20 protein-coding genes are annotated in these 26763 nt (G+C 68.4%); 14 read left to right on the top strand and 6 right to left on the bottom strand.

The features are described 5' to 3' along the window. Positions 1-4: 4 nt before the first annotated feature. The 5 genes from LQV39_RS03980 to LQV39_RS03960 form a co-directional block, all read right to left on the bottom strand. The gene (locus tag LQV39_RS03980; RefSeq protein ID WP_230020444.1) at positions 5-3001 is read right to left on the bottom strand and encodes a TonB-dependent siderophore receptor; all 2997 of its coding nucleotides are present in this window, start codon (positions 2999-3001) and stop codon (positions 5-7) included. A 30-nt stretch (positions 3002-3031) separates the two neighbouring features. Beyond that, entirely contained in the window at positions 3032-4513 is a 1482-nt protein-coding gene (locus tag LQV39_RS03975; protein ID WP_230020443.1) for a hypothetical protein, read from the bottom strand. 4 nt (positions 4514-4517) lie between these two features. Next, positions 4518-5876: a Gfo/Idh/MocA family protein gene (locus LQV39_RS03970; protein ID WP_230020442.1), complete on the bottom strand. Its 1359-nt coding sequence runs from the start codon at positions 5874-5876 to the stop codon at positions 4518-4520. Positions 5877-5893: 17 nt separating this feature from the next. Continuing rightward, positions 5894-8947 carry a TonB-dependent receptor gene (locus LQV39_RS03965; protein ID WP_230020441.1) on the bottom strand — a complete coding sequence of 1018 codons (3054 nt, stop codon included), beginning with the start codon at positions 8945-8947 and terminating at the stop codon, positions 5894-5896. Positions 8948-9025: 78 nt separating this feature from the next. After that, complete coding sequence (locus LQV39_RS03960; RefSeq protein ID WP_230020440.1) at positions 9026-12355, bottom strand: TIM-barrel domain-containing protein; 3330 nt, start codon at positions 12353-12355, stop codon at positions 9026-9028. A 328-nt stretch (positions 12356-12683) separates the two neighbouring features. On the opposite strand from LQV39_RS03960, the gene LQV39_RS03955 reads away from it, so the two are divergent. From LQV39_RS03955 to LQV39_RS03925, 7 genes are all read left to right on the top strand, one after another. Next, positions 12684-13823: an SIS domain-containing protein gene (locus tag LQV39_RS03955; RefSeq protein WP_230020439.1), complete on the top strand. Its 1140-nt coding sequence runs from the start codon at positions 12684-12686 to the stop codon at positions 13821-13823. Further along, the gene (locus tag LQV39_RS03950) at positions 13816-14757 is read left to right on the top strand and encodes an ROK family protein (RefSeq protein WP_230020438.1); all 942 of its coding nucleotides are present in this window, start codon (positions 13816-13818) and stop codon (positions 14755-14757) included. The genes LQV39_RS03955 and LQV39_RS03950 overlap by 8 nt, the downstream gene beginning before the upstream one ends. Beyond that, positions 14754-16073, top strand: coding sequence for a D-tagatose-bisphosphate aldolase, class II, non-catalytic subunit (locus tag LQV39_RS03945; protein ID WP_230020437.1), 1320 nt, complete (start codon positions 14754-14756; stop codon positions 16071-16073). The genes LQV39_RS03950 and LQV39_RS03945 overlap by 4 nt, the downstream gene beginning before the upstream one ends. 41 nt (positions 16074-16114) lie before the next feature. Continuing rightward, positions 16115-16882 carry a transcriptional repressor AgaR gene (gene agaR, locus LQV39_RS03940; RefSeq protein ID WP_230020436.1) on the top strand — a complete coding sequence of 256 codons (768 nt, stop codon included), beginning with the start codon at positions 16115-16117 and terminating at the stop codon, positions 16880-16882. A 3-nt stretch (positions 16883-16885) separates the two neighbouring features. Then, positions 16886-17977: an N-acetylglucosamine-6-phosphate deacetylase gene (nagA, locus tag LQV39_RS03935; protein WP_230020435.1), complete on the top strand. Its 1092-nt coding sequence runs from the start codon at positions 16886-16888 to the stop codon at positions 17975-17977. 7 nt (positions 17978-17984) lie between these two features. Next, positions 17985-19772: an MFS transporter gene (locus LQV39_RS03930; RefSeq protein ID WP_230020434.1), complete on the top strand. Its 1788-nt coding sequence runs from the start codon at positions 17985-17987 to the stop codon at positions 19770-19772. A gap of 62 nt (positions 19773-19834) precedes the next feature. Then, positions 19835-21796: an acyltransferase family protein gene (locus LQV39_RS03925; RefSeq protein ID WP_230020433.1), complete on the top strand. Its 1962-nt coding sequence runs from the start codon at positions 19835-19837 to the stop codon at positions 21794-21796. On the opposite strand, the gene LQV39_RS03920 is transcribed toward LQV39_RS03925, so the two are convergent. Then, positions 21765-22199: a DoxX family protein gene (locus LQV39_RS03920; protein ID WP_230020432.1), complete on the bottom strand. Its 435-nt coding sequence runs from the start codon at positions 22197-22199 to the stop codon at positions 21765-21767. The two genes, LQV39_RS03925 and LQV39_RS03920, sit on opposite strands and share 32 nt — an antisense overlap. A 97-nt stretch (positions 22200-22296) precedes the next feature. Here LQV39_RS03920 and LQV39_RS03915 point away from each other — a divergent pair, with 97 nt between their 5' ends. The 7 genes from LQV39_RS03915 to yidD all read left to right on the top strand — a co-directional run bounded on the left by LQV39_RS03915 (position 22297) and on the right by yidD (position 26725). Further along, positions 22297-23181 (top strand): LysR family transcriptional regulator, encoded by an 885-nt coding sequence (locus tag LQV39_RS03915; RefSeq protein WP_230020431.1) that lies wholly within the window; start codon positions 22297-22299, stop codon positions 23179-23181. 57 nt (positions 23182-23238) lie between these two features. Continuing rightward, positions 23239-24111, top strand: a complete 873-nt coding sequence (locus LQV39_RS03910) for an A24 family peptidase (protein ID WP_230020430.1) — start codon at positions 23239-23241, stop codon at positions 24109-24111. After that, positions 24112-24750, top strand: a complete 639-nt coding sequence (gene coaE / locus LQV39_RS03905; RefSeq protein ID WP_230020429.1) for a dephospho-CoA kinase — start codon at positions 24112-24114, stop codon at positions 24748-24750. 62 nt (positions 24751-24812) lie between these two features. Then, entirely contained in the window at positions 24813-25568 is a 756-nt protein-coding gene (gene zapD, locus LQV39_RS03900; RefSeq protein ID WP_230020601.1) for a cell division protein ZapD, read from the top strand. 9 nt (positions 25569-25577) lie between these two features. Continuing rightward, positions 25578-25760: a DNA gyrase inhibitor YacG gene (gene yacG, locus LQV39_RS03895; RefSeq protein ID WP_230020428.1), complete on the top strand. Its 183-nt coding sequence runs from the start codon at positions 25578-25580 to the stop codon at positions 25758-25760. Positions 25761-25784: 24 nt separating this feature from the next. Next, positions 25785-26165, top strand: coding sequence for a tautomerase family protein (locus LQV39_RS03890; protein WP_230020427.1), 381 nt, complete (start codon positions 25785-25787; stop codon positions 26163-26165). Then, positions 26162-26725 (top strand): membrane protein insertion efficiency factor YidD, encoded by a 564-nt coding sequence (gene yidD / locus LQV39_RS03885; RefSeq protein WP_230020426.1) that lies wholly within the window; start codon positions 26162-26164, stop codon positions 26723-26725. The genes LQV39_RS03890 and yidD overlap by 4 nt, the downstream gene beginning before the upstream one ends. Positions 26726-26763 lie beyond the last annotated feature (38 nt).

Below are 26763 nucleotides of genomic sequence, written 5' to 3'. Positions count from 1 at the left end.
CGGATTACCAGAACTTGTAGGCCGCCGACAGCGCGAACTGGCGTCCGAACAGGTTCTGGGCGTGGTTATAGCCCTCCCAGCCGTTCGGATCGTAGTAGGGACGCTTGTCCAGCAGGTTCTTGATGTTCAGCCCCAGGTCCAGGTTCTTCATCGGCTTCCACGTGAAGCCCAGGTTGACCGTGGTGTACGAAGGCGCGCCGTCGCAGGAGGTCTCCGGCAGCGAGACCCCGGCCGCGGTGCAGTTCTCCGGCGCGTTGTCGGTGTCGTAGGGACCGTAGGCCCACTTGGTGCGGCCCGTGAAGTTCACGAACAGGCTGGTCACGAAGTTCCGGTAGCTCCAGTCGGCGTTGACCGTCGCGCGCAGGCGCGGCGAATCGTAGTAGCCCACGTAGTTGCCCGAGAAGCCGCTGCCGTCCTCGTAGTTGTAGGTCTCGCGGCGACGGATGGTGGCTGCCACGCCCGTCCCCAGCTTGCCCCATGCGCCCAGCGAGAAGCGGGCGCGCGCGTCGATGTCGACGCCGTCGACCAGGGTGCGGCCGCGGTTCAGGTAGGAGTTGATCAGGCCGCCCAAGTTCCCGACCGAGTAGCCCGGCACGCCGGCGGCGCAGGCCGCGGCATTCGCCGGATTCGCGCACATGCCCTGCGCGGCCGCCATGTTGGCGCGGTCGGCGTCGGTAAGCGCGTTGCGGATCGCATGATCGGTGCCGGCCAGGGTCGGGCCGTACTGGTCGACCAGGTCGGTGAACAGCTGGTTGAAGTCCTGGCGCACGATCTCGTTGCGGCGGTTGATAAACCAGTAGTCGAGCGAGATGCTGACGTTCGACACCGGCTGCAGCACCACGCCGAAGGTTGCGATCTTCGCCTTCTCCGGCTGCAGGTCCTGGTTCGGCGGGGTCAGGCCGCCCACCGTGGTCGAGCAGTTCGAGTTCAGCAGGTTCTTGCCGAGATCGACGTCGGTGGCGGTGACGGATTTCATCAGCAGGCGCGCGATCGCATTGGTCTCGTCGCAGCGCACCGTGTCGCGGATGCCACCGACCTGGGCGAACACGCCGCCCTCGCCCGACTCGGCCAGGTTGGGCGCGCGGAAGCCTTCCGAATAGGTGCCGCGCACCAGCAGCTCTGGGCGGGCGCGCCACTGCACGCCGACCTTCGGCGCCAGGTTGGCGGCAAAGTGCGGGTATTTATCGAGGCGCGCGGCTGCGTTCAGTTCGAGCTTGTCGGTGAGCGGCACCACCACTTCGCCGAACACGGCGCCGATGGTGCGCTTGCCGTCGAACCAGGAGCCGCCCTGCTGGGTGATCAGGCCGTCCGCGGCGTCGGCGTTGCCGGGGGTGTCGAAGCTCTCGCGCATCAGGCTGGTGCCGACGGCGGCGCGCACTTCGCGCTCGCCGATCCTGGCGATGGTGCCCTCGATCTTGGCATCCCAGGTGATCAAGCGGGTCCAGGACTGGATGTCGAAGGTCGGGAAGGCTTCGCGCAGCAGGGCCGCATTGGCCTCGCTGATCTCGCCGAATTTGTAGGCCGGATTATCGGCAATGTACGGACGCTTGGTGACCGGATCGATGGTAGTCGGCCCGAAGGCCTTCTCGAATCCCTTGGTGTTGATGTTGGTGGTCTGGTACAGGGTCGAATGGCTGCCGGCGATGGCCAGCGCGGTTTCGAAGTCCCAGTCGCCGAACACGGTGCCGCGCAGGCCGGCCAGGGCGCGGTAGCTGTCGTCGATGTTGGTCTGGCCGAAGTGGCCGGGCGCGTCCTGCAGGATGTAGTTCAGGCCCGCCGCGCCGCCCATCTGCGCCGCCATGTCCGGATCCAGCCTGCCCTTCAGGTAGACGTTGTTCGGTCCCAGGTAGGGATTGACGAAGGTATTCAGCGTGGTGCCGGTATTGCGCGCGAACCAGTTGCTGGTGCTGCCGCTGTTGAAGCTGCGCGGGCCGTTCTCGCCGCGCATGCGGATGTGCGTATAGGCGCCTTCCGCGAAGCCTTCCCAGCCGTCGGACAGGCGCAGGCGGCCGGCCACATAGCCGGTGGCGCGCTTCGAGGACGGTCCGGTGTCCAGCGCATACGGCAGGTTGTTCCAGACGCAGCGCGTGCCCGAGGCCTCCGTCACGTAGGACGGGCAGCCGTTCACCGCGCGCTGGATACGGGCATTGTTCTTCGTGGGATCGAACACGAACAGGGTGCCCGGATTCATGGTGCCCGGCTCGCTGCCGGTGCCGATGCGGAAATTCGGGATGAAGCTCGGGTTGTTGACGTAGAAGTACTCGGGCCGCTTGTCGTAGGTGTCTGCCAGGGCGATGCGGTCGCGCTGGTACAGGTTCAGGGAACCGTAGACGTTGTAGCCGTCGTTGCCGATATCGCCCTTGCCGAACAGGATGCTGCCCTGGCGCTCGCCGTAGGACGAGACCCGCTGCGACGAGTCATTGCTGGCGCGGACTTCGAGGCCCTGGTAGTTCTTCTTGGTGATCACGTTGATCACGCCCGCCACCGCATCCGAGCCGTACACGGCCGAGGCGCCGTCGGTCAGCACTTCCATGCGCTCGATGGCCGCGGCCGGTATCGCGTCGATGTTGACGAACATGGTCTGGAAGCCGGACGGCGCGCCGTAGAAGGACAGGCGGCGTCCGTTCAGCAGCACCAGCGTGCCCTGGGCGCCGAGGCCGCGCAGGTTGGCCTGCGAACCGCCGTCCGAGCCGGTGAACATCGAACGGAAATCCTGCTGGGCCGGACGCGCTGCAGGCAGGTTGTCGAGCACCTGCAGCAGCGTGCGCGCGCCCATGTTCTCGATCTGCTTGGCGTCGATCACCTGCACCGGCGAGGCGGTTTCGGCGTTGATGCGCTTCAGGCTGGAGCCGGTCACCTCGACCCGCGCCATCTTGTCCGCTTTGACGGCGTCCTTGGCCTGGCCTTCCTGGGCGCCCTGCTCTTCCACCTGGCCGGCCGCGTACGCGCCCGAGGCCAATCCCGCCGCGGCCAGGGCCGCCAGCATTGTCGTCAACTTCATGTTCTCCTCCTTGTTTTCGTTTTATGGTGTTCAGCTTGTGTGCAGCAGCAGCGCGGAGCCCGCGGGCAGCGTCAGTTCGATCCGGCCGTCCTGCGCAACCGGCGGCAGATCGCGGTAGCGCAAGGTCCAGGCGGCGCCCGGCAGCAGCGTGCCTTCGTCCTCGCCGAAGGCAAGCGCATGGCGCGCGTCCAGGCTGGGCGCCCGCAGCGGCGCGGCGCGCACGCGGGCGCGCGGGCGCAGGCCTTCGAGGGCGAGCACGCGCGGCGTGTCCGCGCTGGTGTTGATGGCGACGATGCGCAAGCCGTCGCCGTGCGCGGTCGCGTACATGCGCAGGTTCGGCTGCGGCTCGGCATGTTCGAGTTCGTAGAATCGCCCGCCGGCCAGCAACTGGGCGCACAGCAGGCCGTAGTACAGGGGACGCGGCGCGAAGCCGGTCTCCAGGTCGCCGCCGATGGGCGAGTAGTTCGAGGCTGCCGCCTCGATGCGGGCGATGAGACCTTCGTCCCTGTCGGCGCCGCGGCCGCCGGTGTCGTGTCCTTCCAGCGAGCTTTCGATGCTGCGCCGCGGCCCGCCCTGGAAGCACACGCCGGTGGCGCCGTGCCAGGCAGCCGACAGCGTGAAGTCCAGTCCCCACAGCGCCGAGGCAAAGGCATTGCTGACGCCAACGCGCCCGCCGCGGTAATAGGAATTGGTCTCGGTCAGCCAGAAGCCCTGCGGATGGCGGCGCGCGGCCTTGGCCAGCGTGGCGATCTCGCGGTCGAAGTCCGCATCGTGCTGCAGGATGTCGGCCAGCGACCCACGCTCGGCCGCCTCGCGGTAATAGTGACGGCTCAGCAGCACCGATTCCGGCACTTCCCGGCCGAAGCGCTGTACCCAGTCGGTGTTGGCGCCGCTGTCCGGCCCGGCGATGCCCGTACGGCCGAGCGGCGCGACTATGCGGTCCCACGCCGCCTTGTAATCCTCGTAGGTTTTGAAGTAGTTGTTCGCCTCATTGCCGAGCTGGATCGCGAGCAAACGGGAGCCCAGCCGCGCGCGTACCATGCGCGCATACTGCGCCGCCAGTTCAGGGCTGTCGGCGCGCATGTTGATGCCGAAGATGAGCTTCCAGCCGGTGGCGTCGAGGAAGCCGGCCAGCGCATCGAGCGCTTCCGGCGTCACATCGTAGTAGGGCTGGATCCGTTCGCGGTTGCGGTAGAGCGGATGCAGCACCGGCAGCGGCCCCTCGAAGCCGGCCGGGCGCGCCAGGTCGCTGGTATTTCCGCCCAGGCGCAGCACGCCCTGCGGGTTCAGGCGCCGGAAGGCCTCGACCAGGCCGGTGTTCGAGGCCGAGAAGAAGCGCGGATCGCGCAGGTTGTCGGTTTCGTAGCTGAGACCGACGATGGTCTGCGGGACCACGCTGCCGGTGGCCCGCGCCGGCAGGCGAACCCGCGCGGCCGGCGCGGCCTGGGCGGTGGAGACCAGCGGCAGCGCCATCGCCGCCATGCCCTGGATGAAGCAGCGTCGCTTGAGCATGGGATCAGTAGCGGTCGTCGAAGGCAAAGATCGGCTTGCGCTTGTTCCAGGCGCCGCGCGTGAAGTCCGGGAAGTCCAGGGTCTGGAAGCCCTGCTTGATCGACTGTTCGGACAGCGGCGTGATGGCGCTCCAGGTGACGGCGTCGTAGACGTCGATCGGCATCGGCGCCTCGGCCTTCAAGGCTTCGATGAAGGCGTGGATCACGAAGAAGTCCATGCCGCCATGGCCGGCGCCGGCTGCGCGCTCGCCGTAGCGGCGCCACAGCGGGTGGTCGTACTTGTCCTGCCACACCTGGAACGGGTCCCAGCTGTGCGGCTTGCTGACGCCTTCCACGTGCACGCCCTGGTTCACGTCCATCCACAGGCCCTTGGTGCCCTGCACGCGGAAGCCCAGCGAGTACGGGCGCGGCAGCGAGGTGTCGTGCTGCAGGATGATGGTCTCGCCGTTGGCCGTGGCCAGGGTGGTGGTGACCACGTCGCCCAGGCTGAACTTCACCCTGGCGTTCGGATGGTCCGGCGCCTGGCTGGCGATGTAGTCGTGCAGGCCGCGCGCCTTGGTGGCGAAGCTGTTGATGCGGGTGAAGCGGTTGCCGCGGTTGATGTTGGTGTACATCGCGCAGGGGCCGATGCCGTGGCTCGGATACAGCTCGCCGTTGCGCCGCACCGAGTGCTCGGTGCGCCAGCGCGCTTCGGACCAGCCCTTGCTGCCGAATTCGACGCCGCCGCCATAGGTGTGCGCCGCATCGCCGCCGTTCAGCTTCACGGCGCGCAAATCGTGCTGGTAGCCGCCCTGCAGGTGCTCGATCTCGCCGAACACGCCGGCGCGCACCATCTGCAGCACCGCCATCACGTCGCGCCGGAAGCACACGTTCTCCAGCAGCATATAGGGCGTGCCGGTCTTGATCTGGGTGTCCAGCACGTCCCAATGGTCCTGCAGGGTGATGCCGGCCACGACCTCGCAGCCGACCGGCACCCTGGCGCGCATGGCGTCGATCGCCATCGGCGCATGCCATTCCCAGGGCGTGGCGATGATCACGCCGTCGAGCTGGCGCGCATCCAGCATGCGCCGGTAGGCACGGCTGTCGCGGTCCTCGCCATACACTTGCGGACGCGGCTTGCCGGCCTTTTCCACCTGGGCCAGGGCCTGGCCGAGCATCACCGGTTCGATGTCGCACAGGGCGACGACGTCGACGTCGTCGCGGCGCAGCAGTTCTTTCAGCAGCACCTGGCCGCGCATGCCGGTGCCGATCATGCCGAGGCGCAGGCGCTCGCGGGCGGCGCCGAAGACCGGGCCGGCCAGGCCGGCGGCCAGCGCGGCGCCGCCGGCCTTCGCACTGTTTAACAGGAACTCGCGTCGTTTCATCTTTTCTCCTTTGGTGCTCAGAAGTTGTATTCGGCGCTCACGCGCACCGAGCGCGGCGCGGTGCGGCTCGCGATCTGCAGGTAGCTGCGCGAAATGTCGCCGCCGCCGTCCTCGCGGGTTTCGTTGTAGCGGGTCACGGTCTGGCGGTTGAGGACGTTGAACACGTCCAGCTTCAGGCTCAGGCCCTTGGCGAAGGCCGGGTTCCAGGCCGCGTTCAGGTCGAGCTGCATCTGCCAGGGCGTGCGTCCGCGGCTGCCGCGCGGCGAGGGTTTGCCTTCGCAGAAGAAGTAGGCCGCGCCGTAGTCGTCGTCGAAGTGCAGCTCGGCCGGCAGCTCACCGATGCAATTGCGCGGCGAGCCGGAGATCAGCGCCAGGTTGGCGCCCACCGTCACCTGCGGCATCACCTGCACGAAGCCATAGGCCTTGATCTGGTGGCGGTGGTCGCCCGGCAGGTAGCCGTAGGCGTTGTACATCAGCTCCTTGTGGTCGTCGCTGACGGTCAGGGCGACGTCGCCGCCGCCGATGGTGTCGGTCTGGCCTTCCATGTTGCCCTTCAGCGCAGACAGGGCATAGGTCAGCTTGCCGTACCAGCCGTCCGCGAACGGATGCTCGGCGAACACGGTCAGCGCCTTGTAGGTGCGCTTGGGCAGCGGGTTGCCCCACTCGGCGGCCGAGATGTCGACCCGGCGCAGGCCCTTGCCGTCGGCGAAGTCGATGTACAGGTTGTTGTCGCGGCCCGGGTTCATGATCGCGCACTGGAAACCGCCCCAGTTGCCGGTGTCGACATTGTTGCGCACGGCCCAGGCCTCGATCGGGCGGGCGTCGCAGGTGTCGTCGTTGGTGTCGTTCAGGCGGCGGTACAGCACGCTGGCGCCGGCCACCAGACGCTTGTTGAAGGCGCGCTCGAAGCCCAGCGAGACCTCGTCCTGCGACAGCGGTTTCAAGCCGATCGCCGTCACCTCGCGCGCATCGCGGCCCTTGCCGTAGGCATTGTTAGCGGAGTACGGCTCGCTGATCGCATGCAGGCCGGTCGGCGCGCCGGTGGCCGGGTCGACCCCGGTGTAGGTGTAGAACTGGCTGGTGCGCAGCAGCGGCGCGGCCATGTTGCTGGACAGGTTCGATGGCACCGGCAGGTGGTAGCGGCCGGCGTTGGCAAACACGCGTAGCGAGCTGTCGCCCTTCACGTCCCAGGTGGCGCCGAAGCGCGGCGCGATCATGTTGCGCTGGGAGATGAAGGCCTCGCCGCTGCTGGTGAAGTTGGTGAACTGCTCGCGGCGCAGGCCGAGGTCGAGCAGCACGCGTTCGCTCACCTGCCAGTGATCCTGCAGGTACTGGGCCGATTGCACGCTGGTCGGCTTGGCCAGGTTGGTGTCGAGATCCTTGCTGACGTAATAGCCCTGCACGCCGTAGCCGCCGCCCTGGGCCGGGGTCTCGAAGGCGCCGTTGATCGGACGGGTCGGATTCGCGGTCTTGCGGTAGGTCCAGCGATAGCCGCCGGCCAGCACGTTGCCGACCAGGGATTCGACCTCGATGCGGTCGATACCGCCGCGCAGCGCGTGGGCGCCCAGCTTGTATTCGAGGTCCAGGCGCAGGCCCTTCTGGCGGTCTTGCGTGGCCGGATCGGGCAGGCTGCCGGTCACTTTCTGCGGGTTGTTGTAGACCAGGCCCGGCACCTGGGTCGTGATGCTGGACGAGGTCTGGGCCAGGGTCGGATCGTAGTTGGTCGGGATGCGCTGGTGGATCGAACGGGTGTCGCCGTAGAGCGCGGTGGCGGTCAGCTTGTCGCTCAGGTAGCCGGTGTACTTGAGGATGCTGGCGTCGGCGCCCGGCGCGGAACCGCCGCCGCAGCAGTTGATCGTGGTCGGGTTGACCGTGGTGACCGTGCTGCCCTTGGTGAAGGTGGCGTAGTCGTAGCCGTAGGCGCTGCTGTTGCCGGTGCTGCGGTCGTACAGGCGGGTGAACTCGACGTGATGGTCGTCGGTGATGTTCCAGTCCAGCTTGGCCAGGTAGCGGTTGGTGACGCTGTGCGTGCTGCTCCAGCCGGAGCTCGCCTTGGCGGCGGGGCTGGAATCGGTGGATGCGGCTACCGCTTCGCCGTCGCTGACGGTGCGCTCCAGGGCGACGAAGGCGAACAGTTTGTTGCGCAGGATCGGGCCGCTGCCGTACAGGCCGGCGATGCGGCTGCGCGAGCTGTTGTCGCGGTTCCAGTACAGCAGCTTGCCGTCGGTGTCCGGATGGGCGCCGGTCTGCGGCCAGTAGATGTTTTCCGGGGCCGAGCGCAGGCGCGCCGGCAGGAACTGCAGCTTGCCGCCGAACTCGAACTTGTTGCCGCCGCTGCGGGTCGTGACGTTGATCACGCCGCCGGTCGAGCGCCCGAACTCGGCGCCGTAGCCGCCCGACAGCACCTGCATGTTGGAGATCGCGCCGAAGGGCAGTTCGGAGGCGCCGACCTGGGTCAGGATGTTCGTGACCGGGAAGCCGTTCACGTAGAACGCGTTTTCCGACTGGCCGGAGCCCGAGATCGAAGGCGCGTTGCCGTACTGGCCGTTGGTGCCGCGGTTGGCGCCCGGGGTCAGCTGCACCACCGAGGCGATGTCGTTCGCCACCGGCAGCGAGCGCAGTTCGCGCGCCGTGAAGACCACGCCGTTGTTCGTGTTGGAGACGTCGATCACCTGGCGCGTCGCGCTCACCAGCACGGTCTGGGTGGCGCCGGCGGCGGCATCGCCACCCGCGCCGAAGCTGGCTTCCACGCCCGAGCCGACCACCGCCTCGACCTCGCGGCTGGCTTCCACCGCGCCGCTGCGCAGCACCTTGACCGCGTAGCGTCCCGGCGGCATCGAGCTGGCCACGTAGCGGCCGGTGGCGTCCGGGGTCAGGCTGCGCTGCGCGCCGGTGGCCAGGTTCTGGATTACCACCGTGGCGCCGGCCGGCGTACGGACTTCGCCGAAGATGGTGGTGGTGGCATTCGACTGGGCCCAGGCCTGGCTGCTGCCGCCGGCGGCGAGTGCGATCAGGATGGCGGCGGCGCGGCGGATGGCATCGTCGCGGAGTGTGAGACGCTTCGTTTTCATGCACTTCTCCCTTGGTGAAGGATGCAGGCTCCCCTCCCTGTTCGGGACAGGGGCCTGGCTTTGTCGTAGTGGATTAAATCAGCGAGGGGTGACGGTGGCGCCTTCGCTTCCCGTCAGTTGGGCATTCGCCCAGTTGGCGCAGACCCGGCCCGGACTCGGACCTTGCGCGCCGAGGGTCCGCAGGCTCAGCTCGCGCAGGCCGCGGATGTCGATTTCCGGCTTGACCACGCCCGGTGCTTTCACCAGGCCGCTGTCGTACAGGAGCTTGCTGCCGCTCCAGACCTGGAACTGCAGGCCGCCGGCCGTGCGGCAGCTGTCGTCGACGCCGAGGTCGGCGCGCAGCAGCGTCCAGTCGCCGCTCAATGCCAGGTCGATGCGGCTGTTCGGGCCGACGCCCAGGCCCTTGCGGAAGCGCAGGCCGTTCATGCGCATCTCAGGCGCCTTGCTGGCCGGCCGGTCGCGCGCCACCGTCTTCGGCAGCGGCAGCTCGGACAGGTAGCGCTGGATTTCCGGGCACTCCGGCGTGCGGTGTTCGAGCACGTGGAACTCGGACAGCGCGATCGGCGGCACATCGGCCGGCAGCGCGGCATCGTAGGCGCGGGCCGGGGCCTTGCCTTCGGCGGCGCTCACCATCGGATCGAGCGCGCTGGCGCCGTCGCCGTCCGGGTTGTGCACGCTCAGCACGCGGAAGCGCAGCAGGCGGCCGGCGCTGGCCGGGAAGGCGATCGTCTGCATGCCCTCGGCCAGCTTGAGGCGGCCGCGCGCCACCGGCGTGCCCCAGTCGCCATTGCTGTCGGCGACGTAGACTTCGTAGTCGCGCACCTGGCCGCTCTTCCAGTGCTTGTCGTTGCGCGGCGCGAGTTCGATGCCGTCCAGCAGGCGGCGCTCGCTGAAGCCCAGCACCCATTCGTGCGGTCCGCTGCGCACCGCCTGGCTGCGCACGGTGCGGAACCAGGTCTCCGGCTTGCCATCGAAGGCGCGCTCCAGGCCCTGGCCCGGTTCTTCGGCCGGACGGTTGATGACGGTGATCGCATCCGCTGGAATCGCGCGGCCCGCGTCCGGCGCGGCCGGGAAGGCATCGTCGGCGCGGGCGGCCAGCACGCCGCGCACGCCGATCGCCAGCGGCTGGCGGATGTCCTGCGGCGCGGTCTTCACGTGCAGGGTGCCGCCGCGCTCCGCGGCGTCGAAGAACCAGCCCTCGGCGCTGGTCTGCAGCACGGCGGCGCTCTGCAGAGCCGGCAGGCTGCGGCCGCCGGCCAGCACGGAAGCCGGTGCGTGCGCGGCCGGCATGCGCAACCCGTAGCCGCGGCGCGCTTCCTGGCCGGCATAGCTGCCGTCGACAGCGCCCGCTTCCAGCTGCAGGTCGGCGCCTTCGGCATGCATGCGGATGCGCTGGCGGCTGGATTCGCCGTCGCGGTAGCGGCGGGTGTTGCCGTCGTCTTCGTACAGGACGAATTCGGAGCTGCCCTGCGCCGCCGGGTAGACGTCGAAGGTGACCCGGTCCTTCGGCTTCTGGCCGTCGAACAGCGTTTCGGGGTACATCGGCAGGATGGCGCCGGCGCGCACGAACACCGGCAGCTTGTCCAGCGTGACCTGCATGTCGAGGTCGCGCCCTTCCGCGCCGGCGGTGGCCTGGCGGCCGTCCCAGTAGTCGTACCAGGTGCCCTGCGGCAGGTGAATGCCCTTGCGCCAGCCGCCGCTGGCGGCCTGGCTGCGGTAGACCGGCGCCACCAGCAGGTCGCGGCCCAGCAGGAACTGGTATTTATAGCGTTCGGTCAGGGCCGCCGGGTCCTGCGGGTAGTCCCACATCAGGCCGCGCACCAGCGGCGCGCCGCTGTCCTCGGCTTCGCGCGCCAGCGTGTACATGTAGGGCGTGAGGCGCAGCTTGAGCTTCAGGTAGCGCCGGTTGATGCTGCGGTAAGGCTCTTCGAACCACCACGGATGCTTGCGCTCGGCGGCGGACCAGCCGGACATCCCCATCAGCACCGGCGTGAAGCTCTTCCACTGCAGGTCGCGGGTATAGGTTTCCGGGCTGCCGCCGAAGATGGCGTCGACGTCGCCGCTGGCATAGGCCTGGCCGGACAGGCCGGAGCCGACCAGGGTCGGGACGTGCCAGCGGATGTAGTCCCAGCTGGCGCTCTGGTCGCCGGTCCAGGCCACCGCGTAGCGCTGGGTGCCGGCCCAGCCCATCACGGTCCAGATGAAGGGGCGGCTGTCGGAGTTGTCGAGGATGCCGTCGTAGGCGGCCTTGTTGGCGTCCAGCGAGAACTGGTAGCCCTTGCCGGTCCAGGCCACGTCCAGCTTCTGCACGCGGGTGCCGGCCTGGCCGACTTCCCAGGCGATCTTGTCGACGCCGTTTTCGGTCCACAGGCCGGTGCGGAAGCCGTAGCCGGCCAGGCCGCGCACGGTTTCCGGCAGGCTGGTGTAGCCGCAGCCGTAGCCGTCGTTCGGCAGGATCCAGCCGCCCGGCATGTCGTGTTCGCGGTAGCGCCTGGCCACGCTGTCGACCACGTCCGGCGTCTTGCCGGTCGGGCCGTCGGTCCAGCCTTGCGGCACGGTGCCCGGCTTCTTGACGTTGTCGCCGTCGTTGTAGCAGTCGGCGTCGCCGTATTCCAGGGCCCAGCGCGGCAGCAGGCGCGCGCGCCCGGTCCATGCCGTGTACAGGCCGAGCGCGCCGCGCAGGTCCTTGCCGACAAAGTAGTAGGCATCGAAGCGGTTCTCCGCATGCTGCAGCACCGACTGCTCCGGGTTGCGCAGGTCGTAGCTGCCGTCGCTCCAGGTATTGCGCAGCATGCCCCAGCCTTTGGAGCTGAGCAGGAAGGGCGCCGGGTTGGGGCGGTCGCCCTCTTCCCAGCCGCCCGAATACGACACCGGCAGCTCGCGGCCCTTGAATTCGAAGCGTCCGTTCTGCTGGCCGCCGCCGAAGAAGCGTTCGTTGGCGTCGCTGGACAGCACCTGCACCGCCTGCTTCCCTGCGATGTCGATCGGCTGCAGCTCGCGCCACAATGGCGTCTCTTCACCGGCGCGGTAGAGCGTGAAGCGCAGCGGCTTGCGCTCGATGCGCAGGGTCAGGGCCGCGGTCTTGATCGCGATATAAGAAGGCGTTTCCTCGACGGTGTGCGCGACCTCGGCGGCCGGCGTGCCGACCACGATGGCCGCCGCCTTGTCGCCGGGGCCGGTGAGGGTCTCGCCCGGCGCCGCCCAGATGCGCAGCACGGCGGCGCCGGCCAGGCTGACCTGTACATGGGCGCCGCTGTCGGTGCGCAGGTCCCAGGAATGGCCGTCGGCGCCGGGCTTGACGCTGCGCAGCTGGCCCAGGGGGGCGGCCTGGGCCGGCAGCGCAAGGGTGGCACAGGCGGCGAGGACGCAGCCGGCGAGGGAACGAAAACGGAATGGGCTCTTGGTCATCTGGTGTCTCGAAATTACGTTTTGTTTCGCATAATGTAGAAACAAAAATAAATTAGGTCAACAAAAACAGCGAAAAACGCGCAAATTGGCGTTCAAAACGCTAAATTCACGGCTCCAAACCTTTCGTTTTACGTTTATTTCGGAATTTTCCTTTCATTTAGTTGGGAATTTGCCACATACGAAGGTCTTCAATACAGCATGAATGGCGCATATCGCGTTGAATTCGAAGAATTTACGACGATTTTCTTTCGAAATATCTTTCGTGTTTGACTTTTCGAAAATACCTATTTATGATTTTTCCATCCGATACTTTCGCATGCAAACAACAATGACCATTCTTCTCGACCGCGACGCGACCACCTGGCAGGACATCGGTGGCTTATATACTGCCGAGGAAATCGCGCAGCAGCCCGCGGTCTGGCGCGCCCTGTCGGCCAGCCTGCGCGCCAACCAGGCCAGAGTCGCCGCCTTTCTCGGCCAGCGCCTGCACGACCCGCGCCAGCGCGTGATCCTGACCGGCGCCGGCAGCTCGGCCTACGCCGGCCAGATCGTCGCCGACGAGTTGAATGCGCGCTGCGCCGCCCAGGTGCGCGCGATCGCCACCACCAGCCTGCTCACCCATCCGGAGCTCTACCTCGAACCGTCCGCGCCGACCCTGCTGGTGTCCTTCGCGCGCAGCGGCGACAGCCCGGAAAGCCTGGCGGCGGTCGAACTGGTGCGCGGTGCGGTGCCCGACGCGCGCTTCCTGCATATCACCTGCAACGATGCGGGTGCGCTGGCGGTCCGCGGCGCCAACGACGATGCCGCCTGCGTGCTGCTGATGCCGGCCGCCAGCTGCGACCGCGGCTTCGCGATGACCAGCAGTTTTACCAGCATGCTGCTGGCGACCCTGTGCGTGCTGGGCGGCGATGCCGACCTGGCGGCGCGTCCGGCGCGCCTGGCCGATGCGGCCGAACAGGCGCTGGCGCAATGGGCGCCGGCGGCGGCCACGCTGGCATCGCACCCGGTCGAACGCGTGGCCTACCTCGGCAGCGGTCCGCTGGAAGCGCTGGCGCGCGAATCGGCGCTCAAGCTGCTGGAACTGACCGGCGGCCGCGTGCTGGGCATGGCCGACACCCCGCTCGGCTTCCGCCACGGCCCGAAGTCGGCCCTGAACGATGCCTCGCTGGTGGTGCTCTTCTATAGCGGCAAGCCGCTGGCGCGCCGCTACGAAACCGATCTGCTGGACGAATTGCGCCGCGACGGCATCGCCGCGCGCGTGCTGACGGTGGGCGTGGGCGGCGATTTCAGCGCCGATGCACCCGACTGGAGCGACGCCTGGCTGGCCCCATTATGGCTGCTGATGGCGCAGCAGTACGCGCTGCACCAGTCGGCCCGCCTGGCCCTGCGTCCCGACAATCCCTTTGCCAGCGGCACCGTCAACCGTGTCGTGCAAGGCGTCACCATTTATGAGCACGAGCATGGCTGATTACGCGGGCTTCCACGGCATCGACATCGGCGGCACCAAGATCGAGCTGGCGACCTATGACGCCGGCTTGCGCGAGGTCTACCGGGAAAGAGTCGCCACCCCGACCGAGGACATCGCCGCGTTCACCGACGCGATCCGCGGCCTGGTCCTGCGCGCCGACGCCGCCCTGGGCAGCGCCGCGCCGGTGGGCATCGGCCTGCCCGGCGTCACCGACAGCCAGAGCGGGCGCCAGCTCAGTTCCAATGTGCCGGCCCTGAACGGGCGGCAGGTCTGCACGATGCTGCAGGAAGCGCTGGCGCGGCCGGTCGCGATCGGCAACGACTGCCAGTGCTTCGCCCTGTCCGAAGCCGAAGGCGGCGCGGCCGACGGCCTGCCCACCATGTTCGGCGCCATCCTCGGCACCGGCGCCGGGGCCGGCTACTGCGCCGGCGGACGCCTGCAGCGCGGCCGCAACGGCATCGCCGGCGAATGGGGCCACTGGCCGCTGCCGGCCACCCTGGCCGGGCTGTACGGACTCGAATTGATCCCCTGCCCCTGCGGCAGGACCGGCTGCCTGGAACGCTATGTGTCCGGCCCCGGCATGTCGCGCCTGCACCGCCACTTCGGCGGCGACGGCGCCGAGCCGCTGGCCATCGCCGCGCGCGCGAACGCCGGCGACCAAGTGGCGCAGCGCACGCTCGCCGTCCACCTCGACCTGCTGGCGCACGGCCTGGCCTGCGTGGTGCTGGGCCTGGACCCGCACGCAATCGTGCTCGGCGGCGGCCTGTCGAACCTGCCCCACCTGTACCGTGACCTGCCCGAGGCGCTGCGCCGGCACCTGTTTGCCGGCGCCCATCCGCCGCCCATCCTGCCGCCCCGCTTCGGCGACGCCGGCGGCGTGCGCGGCGCGGCGCTGCTGATCCGCCAACAACTGAAGGACAAGGCCACACCATGAACCCGACTTCCCCCGTCCAGGAGATCGTCAAGGCGCACCGGCGCGGCGAGCCGCAAGGCCTGTACAGCGTCTGCTGCAGCCATCCGATGGTGCTGGCCGCCGCCATGCGCGTCGCGCTCGAGCACGATACGCCGCTGCTGGTTGAAGCCACCTCGAACCAGGTCGACCAGTTCGGCGGCTACACCGGCATGACGCCGGCGATGTACCGCGACTATGTGCTGGCGCTGGCCCGCGAACGCGGCTTTCCGGCGGAACGCCTGGTGCTGGGCGGCGACCATCTCGGGCCCAACGCCTGGCAGAACCAGGATGCGGCCACCGCCATGCTGCACGCCGAGACCCTGGTGGCGAACTACGCCGCCGCCGGCTTCCACAAGATCCACCTCGACTGCAGCATGCGCTGCGCCGACGACCCGGAACGCCTGCCCGACGAAATCGTGGCCGAGCGCTCGGCGCGCCTGGCCCGCATCGCCGATGCCGCGGCAAGCGACGCCGGCCATGCACCGCCGGTGTATGTGATCGGCACCGAGGTCCCGGTTCCCGGCGGCGAAGCCAGCCTGCACGAGGCCGGCGCGCCGACCACGCCGGATGCCGCACGCCGCACCCTGTCCGTGCATTGCCACGCCTTCCTCGACGCCGGCCTGCATGGCGCCTGGAAGCGCGTGATCGCGATGGTGGTGCAGCCGGGCGTCGACTTCGACCACAGCAGCGTGCAGCACTACGACCCGGCGCCGGCGGCGGCGCTGTCCGGCTTCATCGCCGGCCAGCCCGGCCTGGTGTTCGAAGCCCACTCGACCGACTACCAGCGCGAGATCGCCCTGCACCAGATGGTGCGCGACCACTTCGCGATCCTGAAGGTGGGACCGGCCGCCACCTTCGCCATGCGCGAGGGCCTGCTGGCGCTGTGCAGCATCGAGGACGAGCTGGTATCGGCGCCGGAAGTTTCGCATCTGATGCAGGTGCTCGACCAGGTCATGCTCGACAAGCCGGACCACTGGCGCAAGCACTACCACGGCAGCAGCGAGGAGCAGCGCCTGCTGCGCCGCTATGCGCTCAGCGACCGTTGCCGCTACTACTGGGGCGAGCCCCCGGTGCAGGCGGCGCTGGAGCGCCTGTTCGCCAACCTGCGCCGGCGCGGAATCCCGCTGCCCCTGCTCAGCCAGTACCTGCCGGACCAGTACCTGGAAGTGCTGCAGGGCCGCCTGCAGAACGACCCGCAAGCGCTGGTGGAACACCGCATCGGCCTGGTGCTGGCCCAGTACGCGCGCGCCTGCAGCCGCAACATGGCGGCAGTCGGCAAGCACGTCGCTATCTGTTAAGCTCGGCACTTTTCCAACGCCGACGAGCCGAGACCGAGACCATGCGAAATACCAGCCAGCGCCGCGAAACGATCCTGCAACTGCTTGCCCGCCAGGGCGCCGTCCAGGTGACCGAACTGGTCGACCAGCTCGGGGTCTCGGCGGTGACCATCCGCCACGACCTGTCCGCGCTGGGCAGCCAGGGCCTGGTCACGCGCAGCCACGGCGGCGCGGTGCTGACGCGGGTGCCGCCGCCCGAGCAGACCATGCGCCAGAAGGACGCCCTCTACCACGAGCAGAAGGAGCGCATCGGCGCCTTCGCGGCCTCGCTGGTGGAAGCCGGCGACAACATCGTGATCGATTCCGGCACCACCACCATTTTCCTGGCGCGTAACCTGTCCGACGCCAGCGGCGTCACGGTCGCCACGAATGGCCTGAACATCGCCTGGGAACTGGCCGACGCGCCCGGCGTGGACCTGATCCTGACCGGCGGCCTGCTGCGCAAGCAGTCGCTGTCTTTCCAGGGCAGCCAGGCCGAAGCCTGCCTCCAGGTCTACAACTTCGACAAGCTGTTCCTGGGCGTCGACGGCCTCGACCTGCAGTTCGGCGTCACCACCCATCATGAAGCGGAGGCGAGCCTGAACCGCATGATGGTCGAGCGCGCCAAGCGCATCATCGTCCTGACCGACAGTTCCAAGTTCGGCCGGGTCAGCCTGCACCGCATCGCGCAGCTGGACCGGATCCATACCATCATCACCGATGCCGGCATCAGCCCCGAGTACCGCGAAGGGCTGCTCAAGCTGGGCATCGACTTACATATCGCGGAATAGAGAGTGCTCCACGGCAGAATCCTCACACCCGACGGCTGGATCGCAGGCAGTATCCGATTCGGCGAACGCATCGAAGCCATCAGCGAGGACTCTGCCGCCGCAGCGGGCGGCCCATGGATCCTGCCCGGCTTCATCGACCTGCACGTGCACGGCGCCGGCGGCGTCGACATCATGCAGGGCGGCGAGGCCGGCGCCACGGTCGCGCGCCACCATGCACGCCACGGCACCACCGCCATGCTGGGCACCACGATGACGGCGCGCGAGAGCGCGATCCGCCACGCGCTGCAAGGCCTGGCCGGCACGATCGCCGCGCGCCCCGCCGGCAGCGCGCGCATGCTGGGCGTGCACCTGGAAGGCCCCTTCATCAATCCGGCGCGCCTGGGCGCCCAGCCGCCCGACGTCATGCGCGCCAGCCTGGACCTGGTGCGCGCGCTGCATGCGATCGCGCCGATTCGCGTACTGACCCTGGCGCCCGAAATCGAAGGCCACCTCGCACTGATTCCGCAGCTGGCGGCGATGGGCATCCGGGTCCAGCTGGGCCACAGCGCCGGCACCTATGAGGATGGACGCGCGGCCCTGCAGGCCGGCGCGACCGGCTTCACCCACCTGTTCAACGGCATGAGCGCCCTGCACCACCGCGAACCCGGCATGGCCGGCGCAGCCTTGGCACATGCGGAGTACGCCGAAGTCATCCCCGACCTGCAGCACGTTGCCCCCGGCGCCCTGCGCGCGGCCGTGCGCGCGATTCCGCGCCTGTACGGCGTGACCGACGCCACCTCGGCCACCGGCATGCCGGACGGCGAGTACGCCCTCGGCAGCCAGCGCGTGTTCAAGTGCCAGGGCTGCGTGCGCCTGGGCAGCGGCTCGCTGGCCGGCAGCGCCCTGACCATGGACCAGGCGCTGCGCAATTTCGTCGCCATCGGCCTCGACCTGCCTGACGCCAGCGACCGGCTCTCGCGCTTCCCGGCCGACTACCTGGGCGAACACGAACGCGGCCGCCTGGCGCCCGGCGCCTGGGCCGACCTCGTCGTCCTCGATGCATCCCTGCAGCCGCTGGCCGTCTTCGTCGAAGGCGAGGCCATCGATCTTTCTTGACGGAGCCATGATGACCTCCCTGCTTTCCGCTTCTCCCTCCCGCTCGACCGCCTATCTGCTGTTCATCGCCGGCATGGGCGGCCTGCTGTACGGGATCGACGTCGGCATCATCGCCGGCGCCCTGCCCTACCTGGAATCGACCGCTTCGCTGGCCTGGAAGCTCGGCGCGCAAGAGCTGAGCTTCATCGTGGCCGCGGTGCTGCTCGGCTCAGTGCTGTCCTCGCTGTTCGCCGGCGCACTGGCCGACCTGATAGGACGGCGCGCCGCCATGGCCTTGTCCGGCGTGCTGTTCGTGATCAGCATTCCGATGATCGCGCTGGCCGACGGCTACGTGCCGCTGCTGCTGGGGCGCCTGCTGCAGGGCGTGAGCGGCGGCTTGATCGGCGTGATCGTGCCGCTCTACCTGGCCGAATGCCTGCATGCGCGCCAGCGCGGGCGCGGCGCCGCCCTGTTCCAGCTGCTGCTGACGGTGGGCCTGGTGGCCGCCGCCGTGATCGGCCTGGTGCAGGCGCGCAGCGTGGAGACGGCGGCCCAGGCCGCGGCCGCGCTGCCCGAACAGCTGCGCGCGGCGGCGGTGCTGGCCGCCAAAGACCACGCCTGGCGCGCGATCTTCTGGATGTGCCTCGCGCCCGGCGTGGTGTTCACCGCCGGCTGCCTGCTGCTGGCCGAATCGCCGCGCTGGCTGGCCCGGCGCGGCCGCCAAGTCGAGGCCCGCGCGGCCCTGCTGCGCACCCGCAATCCGGCCGAGGCGGAACAGGAACTGGCCGACATGCAGCGCGTGCCGGTGGCGCGCAGCGCGTCCGACTCCCTGCTGTCGCGCCGCTACGTCTTCCCCTTCCTGCTGGCCTGCCTGATCCTGGCCTGCACGCAGGCCACCGGCATCAATTCGATCCTGGCCTACGTGGTCAACATCCTGGACCGCGCCGGCCTGCCCGGCGCCACCGCGAATGCGGCCGACGTCATGCTCAAGCTGATCAACGCCCTGATGACGATGCTGGCCGTGTTCCTGGTGGACCGCCTGGGCAGGAAATCGCTGCTGATGCTGGGCAGCGCCGGCATCGTGATCGCCTCGCTGGCGGCCGGCCTGCTGTTCCACGACACCGAATCGCGCCAGCGCGACGTCGGCGCGGCGGTGGCCAGCATGGCGGCGGGCGACAGCCTGGCCCTGCGCCTGGATGCGGCCACCCTGCAGCGCCTCGGCGCGGCGCCCGGCGCCGGCACCCAGGTGCTCACCGTCGCCTATGCCTACGGTCCCTTCACCAATGTGCAGACCCTGCGCAGCGACGACCCCGCCCTGCCCCTGCTGCAGGCGAAACGCGCAGACGCGGTGCAGCCCGACAGCGTGCTGGGCAAGGCCTTCCGCCGCGTGCACCTGAATCCCTTCCCCGATCCGGCTGCAGCAAGCGGCGCGCCGCTGGTCATCGAAAGCGCCCGCCTCGGCGCCCTGCCGCCGCCCGAACGCGGCTGGCAGGTGGCGCTGGCGATCGCCGTGTTCGTCGCCAGCTTCGCGGTGGGCCCGGGCGTGTGCGTTTGGCTGGCCCTGTCCGAACTGATGCCGACCCGGATCCGCTCGAACGGCATGAGCATCGCGCTGCTGGTCAACCAGTTCGTCTCGACGGCGTTTGCAGCCCTGTTCCTGCCCATCGTCGGCCGTCACGGCTATTCGGCGGTGTTCTTCTTCGGCGCGGCCTGCTCGGTGGTCTACTTCCTGGCCGCGGCCTTCCTGCTGCCTGAAACGCGCGGCAAGACGCTGGAGGAGATCGAAGCGCACTTTGCGGGGGCGAAGGCAGGTTGAACTTGTGCTGGCGACCCTGATAGATGAAAATAGGAAATAATTAATGCTTTAATAATGTCATCTTGAAGATCGCAACACCGGCTTCGCCAGCCGCGCCCCTCGCCAGGCGCGCGGCCACCACCCATATCCCCTACCGCCCGGACATCGACGGCCTGCGCGCCGTCGCCGTCCTGGCAGTGGTCCTGTTCCACGCCTTCCCGGCGCTGCTGCCCGGCGGTTTCATCGGCGTCGACGTCTTCTTCGTCATTTCCGGCTACCTGATTTCCAGCATCCTGCTGCGCGAACTCCAGCAACGCCAGTTCAGCATCGCCGGCTTCTACGCGCGCCGCGTGAAACGCATCTTCCCCTCGCTGCTGGCGGTGATGCTGGCCTGCCTCGCGTTCGGCTGGTACGCGCTGTTCCCCGACGAGTACGGCCAGCTGGGCAAGCACGTGGGCGGCGGCGCCAGCTTCGCCGCCAACCTCTTCTACTGGGCCCAGGTCGGCTACTTCGACACCAGCGCCGACACCAAGCCCCTGCTGCATCTGTGGTCACTGGGGATCGAGGAGCAGTTCTACATCGTGTGGCCGGCCGTGCTGGCGCTGGCCTGGCGCCGGCGCGCCAACCTGCTGCTGGTGACGGCGGTGCTGGCCCTGCTGTCCTTCGCGCTGAACGCGGCCGGCATCGTCCACCACGCCACCGCCACCTTCTACTCGCCGCTCAGCCGCGCCTGGGAACTGCTGGGCGGCGTGCTGCTGGCTTGCGCGGCCCACGGCCGGCCGGCCACGGCCAGTACCGGCGGCAAAGCCAACCTCGCCGCCGGCGCCGCCGTGCTGCTGCTTGCTCTCGGCCTGGCCTTCACCACGCCGGAACGCTTCCCCGGCTGGCGCGCGCTCACGCCGGTCGTCGCGGCGATGCTGCTGATCGGCGCCGGCCCGGGCGCCTGGTTCAACCGGGCGGTGCTGGGCAGCCGGCCCATGGTCGCGATTGGCCTGATCAGCTACCCGCTCTACCTGTGGCACTGGCCGCTGCTGTCCTTTGCCCAGATCGTCGAAGGCCACCTGCCGGCGCCGCGCATCCGCGTGTTTGCGGTGCTGGCGGCGGTGGTGCTGGCCTGGCTGTCTTACCAGATGCTGGAGCGCCCGCTGCGCCGCATGAAAGGGCGCCGCGCGCGCCTGCAGGTGGGGCTGCTGTGCGTGCTGATGGCTGCTACCTGCCTGGCCGGCGGCTGGCTGTACCAGAACGAAGGGCTGCCGCAACGCGCGCCGATTCGGGACAACCTGGCCAACCAGAAGGCGCTCATCATCGTCGAGGACAAGGCCAACGCCGCCGCCTGCAAGCAGCGCTACGGCTTCGCTTCCGACTACGAGTACTGCCTGATCACCTGGCCGGAGCGCGACCCGGACGTGGTGCTGCTCGGCGACAGCCATGCCTTCCACGTCGTGGCCGGCCTGACGGATTACTACAAGAGCAGGGGCGAGAACCTGCTCTTCCTCGGTACCCGCCATCCTTACTGGGGCCTGCCGGGGCGCGAGGATCCCTACCAGAAGGCGACCCAGCCGATGCTGGAGCTGGCCCTGAACACGCCTTCGGTGAAGACGGTCGTGTTCTCGGCCCACCTGAAGCTCAACACCGGCGCGGACGCGAAAATCTACGTCGACGCCGCGCGCGAGACCTACCGCCGCTTCCTGGCCGCCGGCAAGCGCGTGATCGTGATGGAAGACGTGCCGCTTCTATCCTTCGACCCGCGCACCTGCATCAAGCGCGCCGGCGTCGCCTCCTCCGCCACCACCACGCCCTGCGCCATCCCGCGCGCCGCCTGGGACAAGGAGATCGCCGAGCACGAGGTGGTGCGCAAGCAGTTCGAGCGCGAGTTCCCGGCCATCGAATGGTTCCGCTCTTCGGATGCGCTGTGCGACGAGCGCGAATGCCGCGCCATGGTCGACGGCCGCCTGATGTACCGCGATAACAACCATCTGAGCTACGACGGCGACCTGCGGGTGGGCGAATACTTCAGGCGCTGGGCCCAGCAGCGCCAGCACTGAGCCAGGCGCGGCGCAGTGCGGCCGCCAGCGCATGCGCGCCATCGCCCAGCAGCGCGTGAATCAGGGATGCCGCGATCAGGAAGGCCGGATATTCCCAGCCGCCGCCGCTGGCCGTGAACACCCAGCCGTTGGCGAGGTGGACGGAGGCGGCGCCGAGCAGCACCGGCAGCAGGGCCAGCGACACCAGCCGGCCGCGCAGGCCCAGCAGGATCAGCGTGCCGCCGGCCAGCTCCAGCAGCACCACCGGCCAGGCCAGCAGCGCCGGCATGCCCTGCGCCGCGAGGAAGGCGGCAAAGCCGGGGACGGTGAAGACGAGCAGCTTGAGCAGGCCGTGAGCCAGCCACATCGTGCCCAGGGACAGGCGCAGAAGCAGCGCTGCATAGGCGGTATAACGGTCGTTCATGGTGAAACTCCTTTCGGTATGAGGGGGACGACCGTGCTACTCTAGCTATGCACCCCGACAATGAAAATACGCGCGGATGAAAGCATCGATTGCAGACTTGCATAGGAAGGACCCGAGCGGGCTGGGCGCCGCCGAACTGGAACTGGTGCTGGCCCTGATCCGCGGCCGCACCCTGCACGGCGCCGCCGAACGGCTGGGCGTGGACGCCTCGACCGTGTTCCGCGCAATCCGGCGCCTCGAAAAGGCGCTGGGCGAGACCCTGTTCGACCGCGGCCGCCATGGCTATGTGCCGACCCCGCTGGCGCTGGAACTGGGCGGCCATGCCGAACGCATCGAGTCGCAGCTGCAGGAAGCCCGCGCGGCCGTGAGCGGCGGCAGCGGAGAACCGGGCGGCGTGCTGCGCGTGACGACCACCGACACCATCCTGCACCGCCTGCTGCTGCCGCTGGCGGCGCGCTTCGCGGAGCGCTATCCCGGCATCGAACTGGAACTGGTCGCCACCAACCAGCTGGCCAACCTGAGCCGGCGCGAAGCGGACGTCGCCATCCGCGCCACGCGCAAGCCGCCGGAACATCTCACGGGCGTGAAACTGGGCCTGCTGCGCGCCGCGGTCTTCGCCAGCAAGGCCTACCTGGCGCAGGGCAAGCCCTATCCCGAGGGCGTCGACTGGATCGTCCTCGACGACAGCCTGCCCGACCATCCTTCGCAAGCCTGGCGCCGCCGGCGCTTTCCGAAGCTGCCGGCGCGCCACCGCGTCAACAGCGTGCTGTCGGTGGCGGGCGCGGTGATGGCCGGGATGGGCGTCGGCGTGGCGCCGCTGTTCATGTTCGAGGGCGAGCCGCAGGTGGCGATCGTGGAAGGTCCGCTGGACGAGCTGGACACCGAGCTGTGGTGCCTGGCGCATCCGGATGCGCGCGAGCTGCAGCGGGTGAAACTGTGGTTTGCCTTCCTGCGCGAGCATGTTCAGCTGCCCAAAGCCTGAAAAACCCCATAGAATAGGTTGATCTACGGAATCACTTCAAACCTTGCCACATCAGCCATGCATCCGGACACCCTCTTATTCGCCGCCCCCGCCAGCCTGATTCCGGCCATCGCCGCCGCCATCTTCGGCCTCCTGATCGGCAGCTTCCTGAACGTGGTCGTGCACCGCCTGCCGATCATGCGCCAGCGCGAAATCGACAACTACATCGCGGACAAGGATGGCAAGCCGCTGCCCCACCCGGACCGCTACAACCTGATGGTGCCGCGTTCCGCCTGTCCGCACTGCGGCCACCAGATCACGGCGCTGGAAAACATCCCGATCGTCAGCTGGCTGGCCCTGCGCGGCAAGTGCAGCGCGTGCAAGGCGCCGATCTCGGCCCGCTACCCGATCGTCGAAGCGGTGAGCGGCATCCTGTCCGGGCTGCTGATCTGGCACTTCGGCAGCGGCTGGGCGGGACTGGCGACGCTGGTCTTCACCTATCTCCTGATCGCGATGACCCTGATCGACGTCGACCACAAGGAACTGCCGGACGACCTCACCTACCCGCTGCTGTGGCTGGGCCTCCTGATCAACCTGGACGGCAACTTCGTGCCGCTGCGCGAAGCGGTGCTCGGCGCCGCCGCCGGCTACCTGTTCCTGTGGGCCGTCGCGCGCACCTATGAACTGGTGCGCGGGCAGATCGGCATGGGCGACGGCGACTTCAAGCTGCTGGCCGCCCTCGGCGCCTGGTTCGGCTGGAAGATGCTGCCGACCATCATCATCCTGTCCTCCTTCGTCGGCGCGGCCATCGGCATCACCATGATCGTGATCGGCCGCACCAAGAAGGGCCAGCACATCCCCTTCGGCCCCTACCTGGCCGGCGCTGGTATGATCGCCCTCTTCTACGGACCGGAACTGACCCGCCTGGCGATCGGCATCGCCCAGCCTTGAATGGATAAACAGATCTTCAGCGTCGGCCTGACCGGCGGCATCGGCTGCGGCAAGACCACCGTGGCCGACCTGTTCGCCGCGCGCGGCGCCGCGGTCATCGACACCGACCAGATCGCCCACGCGCTCACCGCGCCGGGCGGTGCCGCCATGCCGGACCTGGTCCAGGAATTCGGCGCGGACTATGCCACCCCGGACGGCGCCATGGACCGCGCGAAGATGCGCGCCCTGGTGTTTGCCGACCCCGGCGCGCGCGCCCGCCTCGAAGCCATCCTGCACCCGAAGATCCGCGAAGCGACGGCGGCGGCAGCCTTGCTGGCGACCGGTCCCTATGTGATGTTCGTGGTGCCGCTGCTGATCGAGTCCGGCACCTGGCGCGAACGGGTGGCGCGGGTGCTGGCCATCGATTGTCCGGAAGAAGTGCAGGTCGCGCGTGTGATGGCGCGGAACAATCTGCCGGAAGCCCAGGTGCGCGCCATCATGGCGGCCCAGGTCACGCGCGCCCAGCGCCAGGCTGCGGCGGACGACCTGATCCTCAACGACGACGGCCTCGACGCCCTCCTGCCCCAGGTGGAACGCCTGCACGCCTTTTATCTTGACGAAGCGGCAAGATTAGCGAGCCTGCCGAACGAGCGTTTGTAATTTTGCCCACGATGGTTCAGAATCACGTGGTCGCGCCAGCCTACGCCGAGAGGAATGCCACTTTGATCGTCTACGAATACCCATTCAACGAGCGGATTCGCACGTTGTTGCGGCTCGAGGACCTGTACGAGAAATTCAAGTTCTTTGTAAACCAGGAGCATCCTCTGCAGCACCACGTCGCCCTCGCGACGATCTTCGACATGCTGGAAGTGGCAGGCCGCGCAGACCTCAAGTCCGACCTGCTGCAGGAACTCGAACGCCAGAAGCAAAGCCTGCTGAGCTACCGCAGCAATCCCGCCGTCGCCGCCGAGGCGCTCGACGCCGTGCTGGCCGAGCTCGATACCGTCAGCAATAACCTCGCCAAGGCCCAGGGCAAGACCGGCCAGAACGTGCGCGACAACGAATGGCTGATGAGCATCCGCGGCCGCACCGTGATGCCGGGCGGCGCCTGCGAATTCGACCTGCCCTCCTACTACGCCTGGCAGCAGCGTCCCGCCGACCAGCGCCATGCCGACATCTCGGCCTGGTTCGCGCCGCTGGCGCCGCTGTTCGACGCCCTTTCCCTGGTGCTGCGCCTGCTGCGCGACTCCGGCGGCCCGGTCAAGATGATCGCCGCGGCCGGCAGCTACCAGCAGATGCTGCAGGGGAAGGTCTACCAGATGCTGCGCCTGTCCATCGACGAGAACCTGGGCGCGATCCCGGAAATCTCGGCCAACAAATACATGCTGTGGGTGCGCTTCACGAGCCAGGGCGGGGACCTGAAACCCAAGCCGCTCGAAGACGATGTACCATTCGAGCTCACCCTCTGTAACTTCTGAATTCAAGTCATGACTGTCGTTGCCTGCCCCACCTGCGGCAAAAAAGTCGAATGGACGCCCGCGAACAAGTTCCGGCCATTCTGCTCCGAACGCTGCAAGCAAATCGACCTCGGCGCCTGGGCCGAGGAAAAGTACACGATCCCGGGCGCCACGCCCGAAGACAACCAGGACGATCCGCTGGCCGACCAGTAAGCCTTTATTGAAGGGGATTCAGCAATGCCGCTTGTCACCCTTACCGTCCGCAAACCGAAAAGCCCTGAGTTCAAGGGCAAGGTACTCGACGCCGTGCACGCCTCCCTGGTCTCGACCGGCGTGCCCGACACCGACAAGTTCCAGCGCGTGCTGGAACTCGACGCCGACGATTTCCGCTTCGATTCTTCCTATCCCGACGTGGCCGGTGGCCGTACCGATGACTTCGTGCTGATCGAGATCCTGTGGTCGGTCGGCCGCAGCGTGAAGGTCAAGAAGAAGCTGCTGGCCGAGCTGATGGAGCGCCTGCGCGCGGCCGGACTGGATCCGGAAAACGTGATGGTGGTGTTCAAGGAAACCAGCTGGGAAAACTGGGCGTTCGCGGGCGGCCGCATCCTGCATACATGAGGGACGGGCCGGCGTTACGGCTGGCGCTGGCCGCAATCCGCGGCTACCAGCGCTGGATCTCGCCGTACAAAGGCTATCGTTGCGCCCTGTGCGCCGTGACGGGCGGCGAAAGCTGCTCCAACTACGGCTTCCGCGTCATCGAACGCTTCGGGCTGCGGCGCGGACTGGGCCTGCTGGACCGGCGCTTCGAATTGTGCGGGCATGTGCACCGACGCCTTGCGGTGGCCGCGCAGGCCCCGTCCCGGCCGCATCCACGGTCTCCTGTACGCAATCCTTGGCGCCATAAGGAACAGGGCGTCTGCGACCTGCCCTGCGATGCGCCCGGCTGCGACCTGCCCGATCTCCATTGCCATGGTGGCCGGGCCTGCGGCGGCGCCGGCGATCTGCTCGATCTGGCCAGCTGCGGCTGCGACATCGCCGATTGCGGCCGTTCGAGCCGCGACCGCTCGCGCCGCTGCCGGGACAGGTGCGGTCCAGGCAGTTCACGGCATCGCGACCCTGCCCACCTCGATGCGCTGGCGCGCCGGATCGAGGAACGAAGGAGACGCCCGCCATCGTGAGTGGACTGCTATAGTCGCCGTTCACCTTCTCAGGAGCG

The sequence above is a fragment of the Massilia sp. Bi118 genome (genome assembly GCF_918697865.1).
Classification (GTDB): Bacteria; Pseudomonadota; Gammaproteobacteria; order Burkholderiales; family Burkholderiaceae_D; genus Telluria.
Note: the sequence above shows the minus strand (reverse complement) of the source record. Positions and strands in the feature narration are given on the sequence as shown.

Excerpts from the sequence above, each read along its gene's own strand:
- LQV39_RS03970 (WP_230020442.1), bottom strand. The coding sequence starts at position 5,876 with ATGAAACGACGCGAGTTCCTGTTAAACAGTGCGAAGGCCGGCGGCGCC.
- LQV39_RS03955 (WP_230020439.1), top strand. The coding sequence starts at position 12,684 with ATGACCATTCTTCTCGACCGCGACGCGACCACCTGGCAGGACATCGGT.
- LQV39_RS03980 (WP_230020444.1), bottom strand. The coding sequence starts at position 3,001 with ATGAAGTTGACGACAATGCTGGCGGCCCTGGCCGCGGCGGGATTGGCC.
- yidD (WP_230020426.1), top strand. The coding sequence starts at position 26,162 with ATGAGGGACGGGCCGGCGTTACGGCTGGCGCTGGCCGCAATCCGCGGC.
- LQV39_RS03930 (WP_230020434.1), top strand. The coding sequence starts at position 17,985 with ATGATGACCTCCCTGCTTTCCGCTTCTCCCTCCCGCTCGACCGCCTAT.
- LQV39_RS03965 (WP_230020441.1), bottom strand. The coding sequence starts at position 8,947 with ATGAAAACGAAGCGTCTCACACTCCGCGACGATGCCATCCGCCGCGCC.
- LQV39_RS03945 (WP_230020437.1), top strand. The coding sequence starts at position 14,754 with ATGAACCCGACTTCCCCCGTCCAGGAGATCGTCAAGGCGCACCGGCGC.
- coaE (WP_230020429.1), top strand. The coding sequence starts at position 24,112 with ATGGATAAACAGATCTTCAGCGTCGGCCTGACCGGCGGCATCGGCTGC.
- yacG (WP_230020428.1), top strand. The coding sequence starts at position 25,578 with ATGACTGTCGTTGCCTGCCCCACCTGCGGCAAAAAAGTCGAATGGACG.
- LQV39_RS03975 (WP_230020443.1), bottom strand. The coding sequence starts at position 4,513 with ATGCTCAAGCGACGCTGCTTCATCCAGGGCATGGCGGCGATGGCGCTG.
- LQV39_RS03950 (WP_230020438.1), top strand. The coding sequence starts at position 13,816 with ATGGCTGATTACGCGGGCTTCCACGGCATCGACATCGGCGGCACCAAG.
- agaR (WP_230020436.1), top strand. The coding sequence starts at position 16,115 with ATGCGAAATACCAGCCAGCGCCGCGAAACGATCCTGCAACTGCTTGCC.
- LQV39_RS03960 (WP_230020440.1), bottom strand. The coding sequence starts at position 12,355 with ATGACCAAGAGCCCATTCCGTTTTCGTTCCCTCGCCGGCTGCGTCCTC.
- LQV39_RS03890 (WP_230020427.1), top strand. The coding sequence starts at position 25,785 with ATGCCGCTTGTCACCCTTACCGTCCGCAAACCGAAAAGCCCTGAGTTC.
- LQV39_RS03910 (WP_230020430.1), top strand. The coding sequence starts at position 23,239 with ATGCATCCGGACACCCTCTTATTCGCCGCCCCCGCCAGCCTGATTCCG.
- LQV39_RS03920 (WP_230020432.1), bottom strand. The coding sequence starts at position 22,199 with ATGAACGACCGTTATACCGCCTATGCAGCGCTGCTTCTGCGCCTGTCC.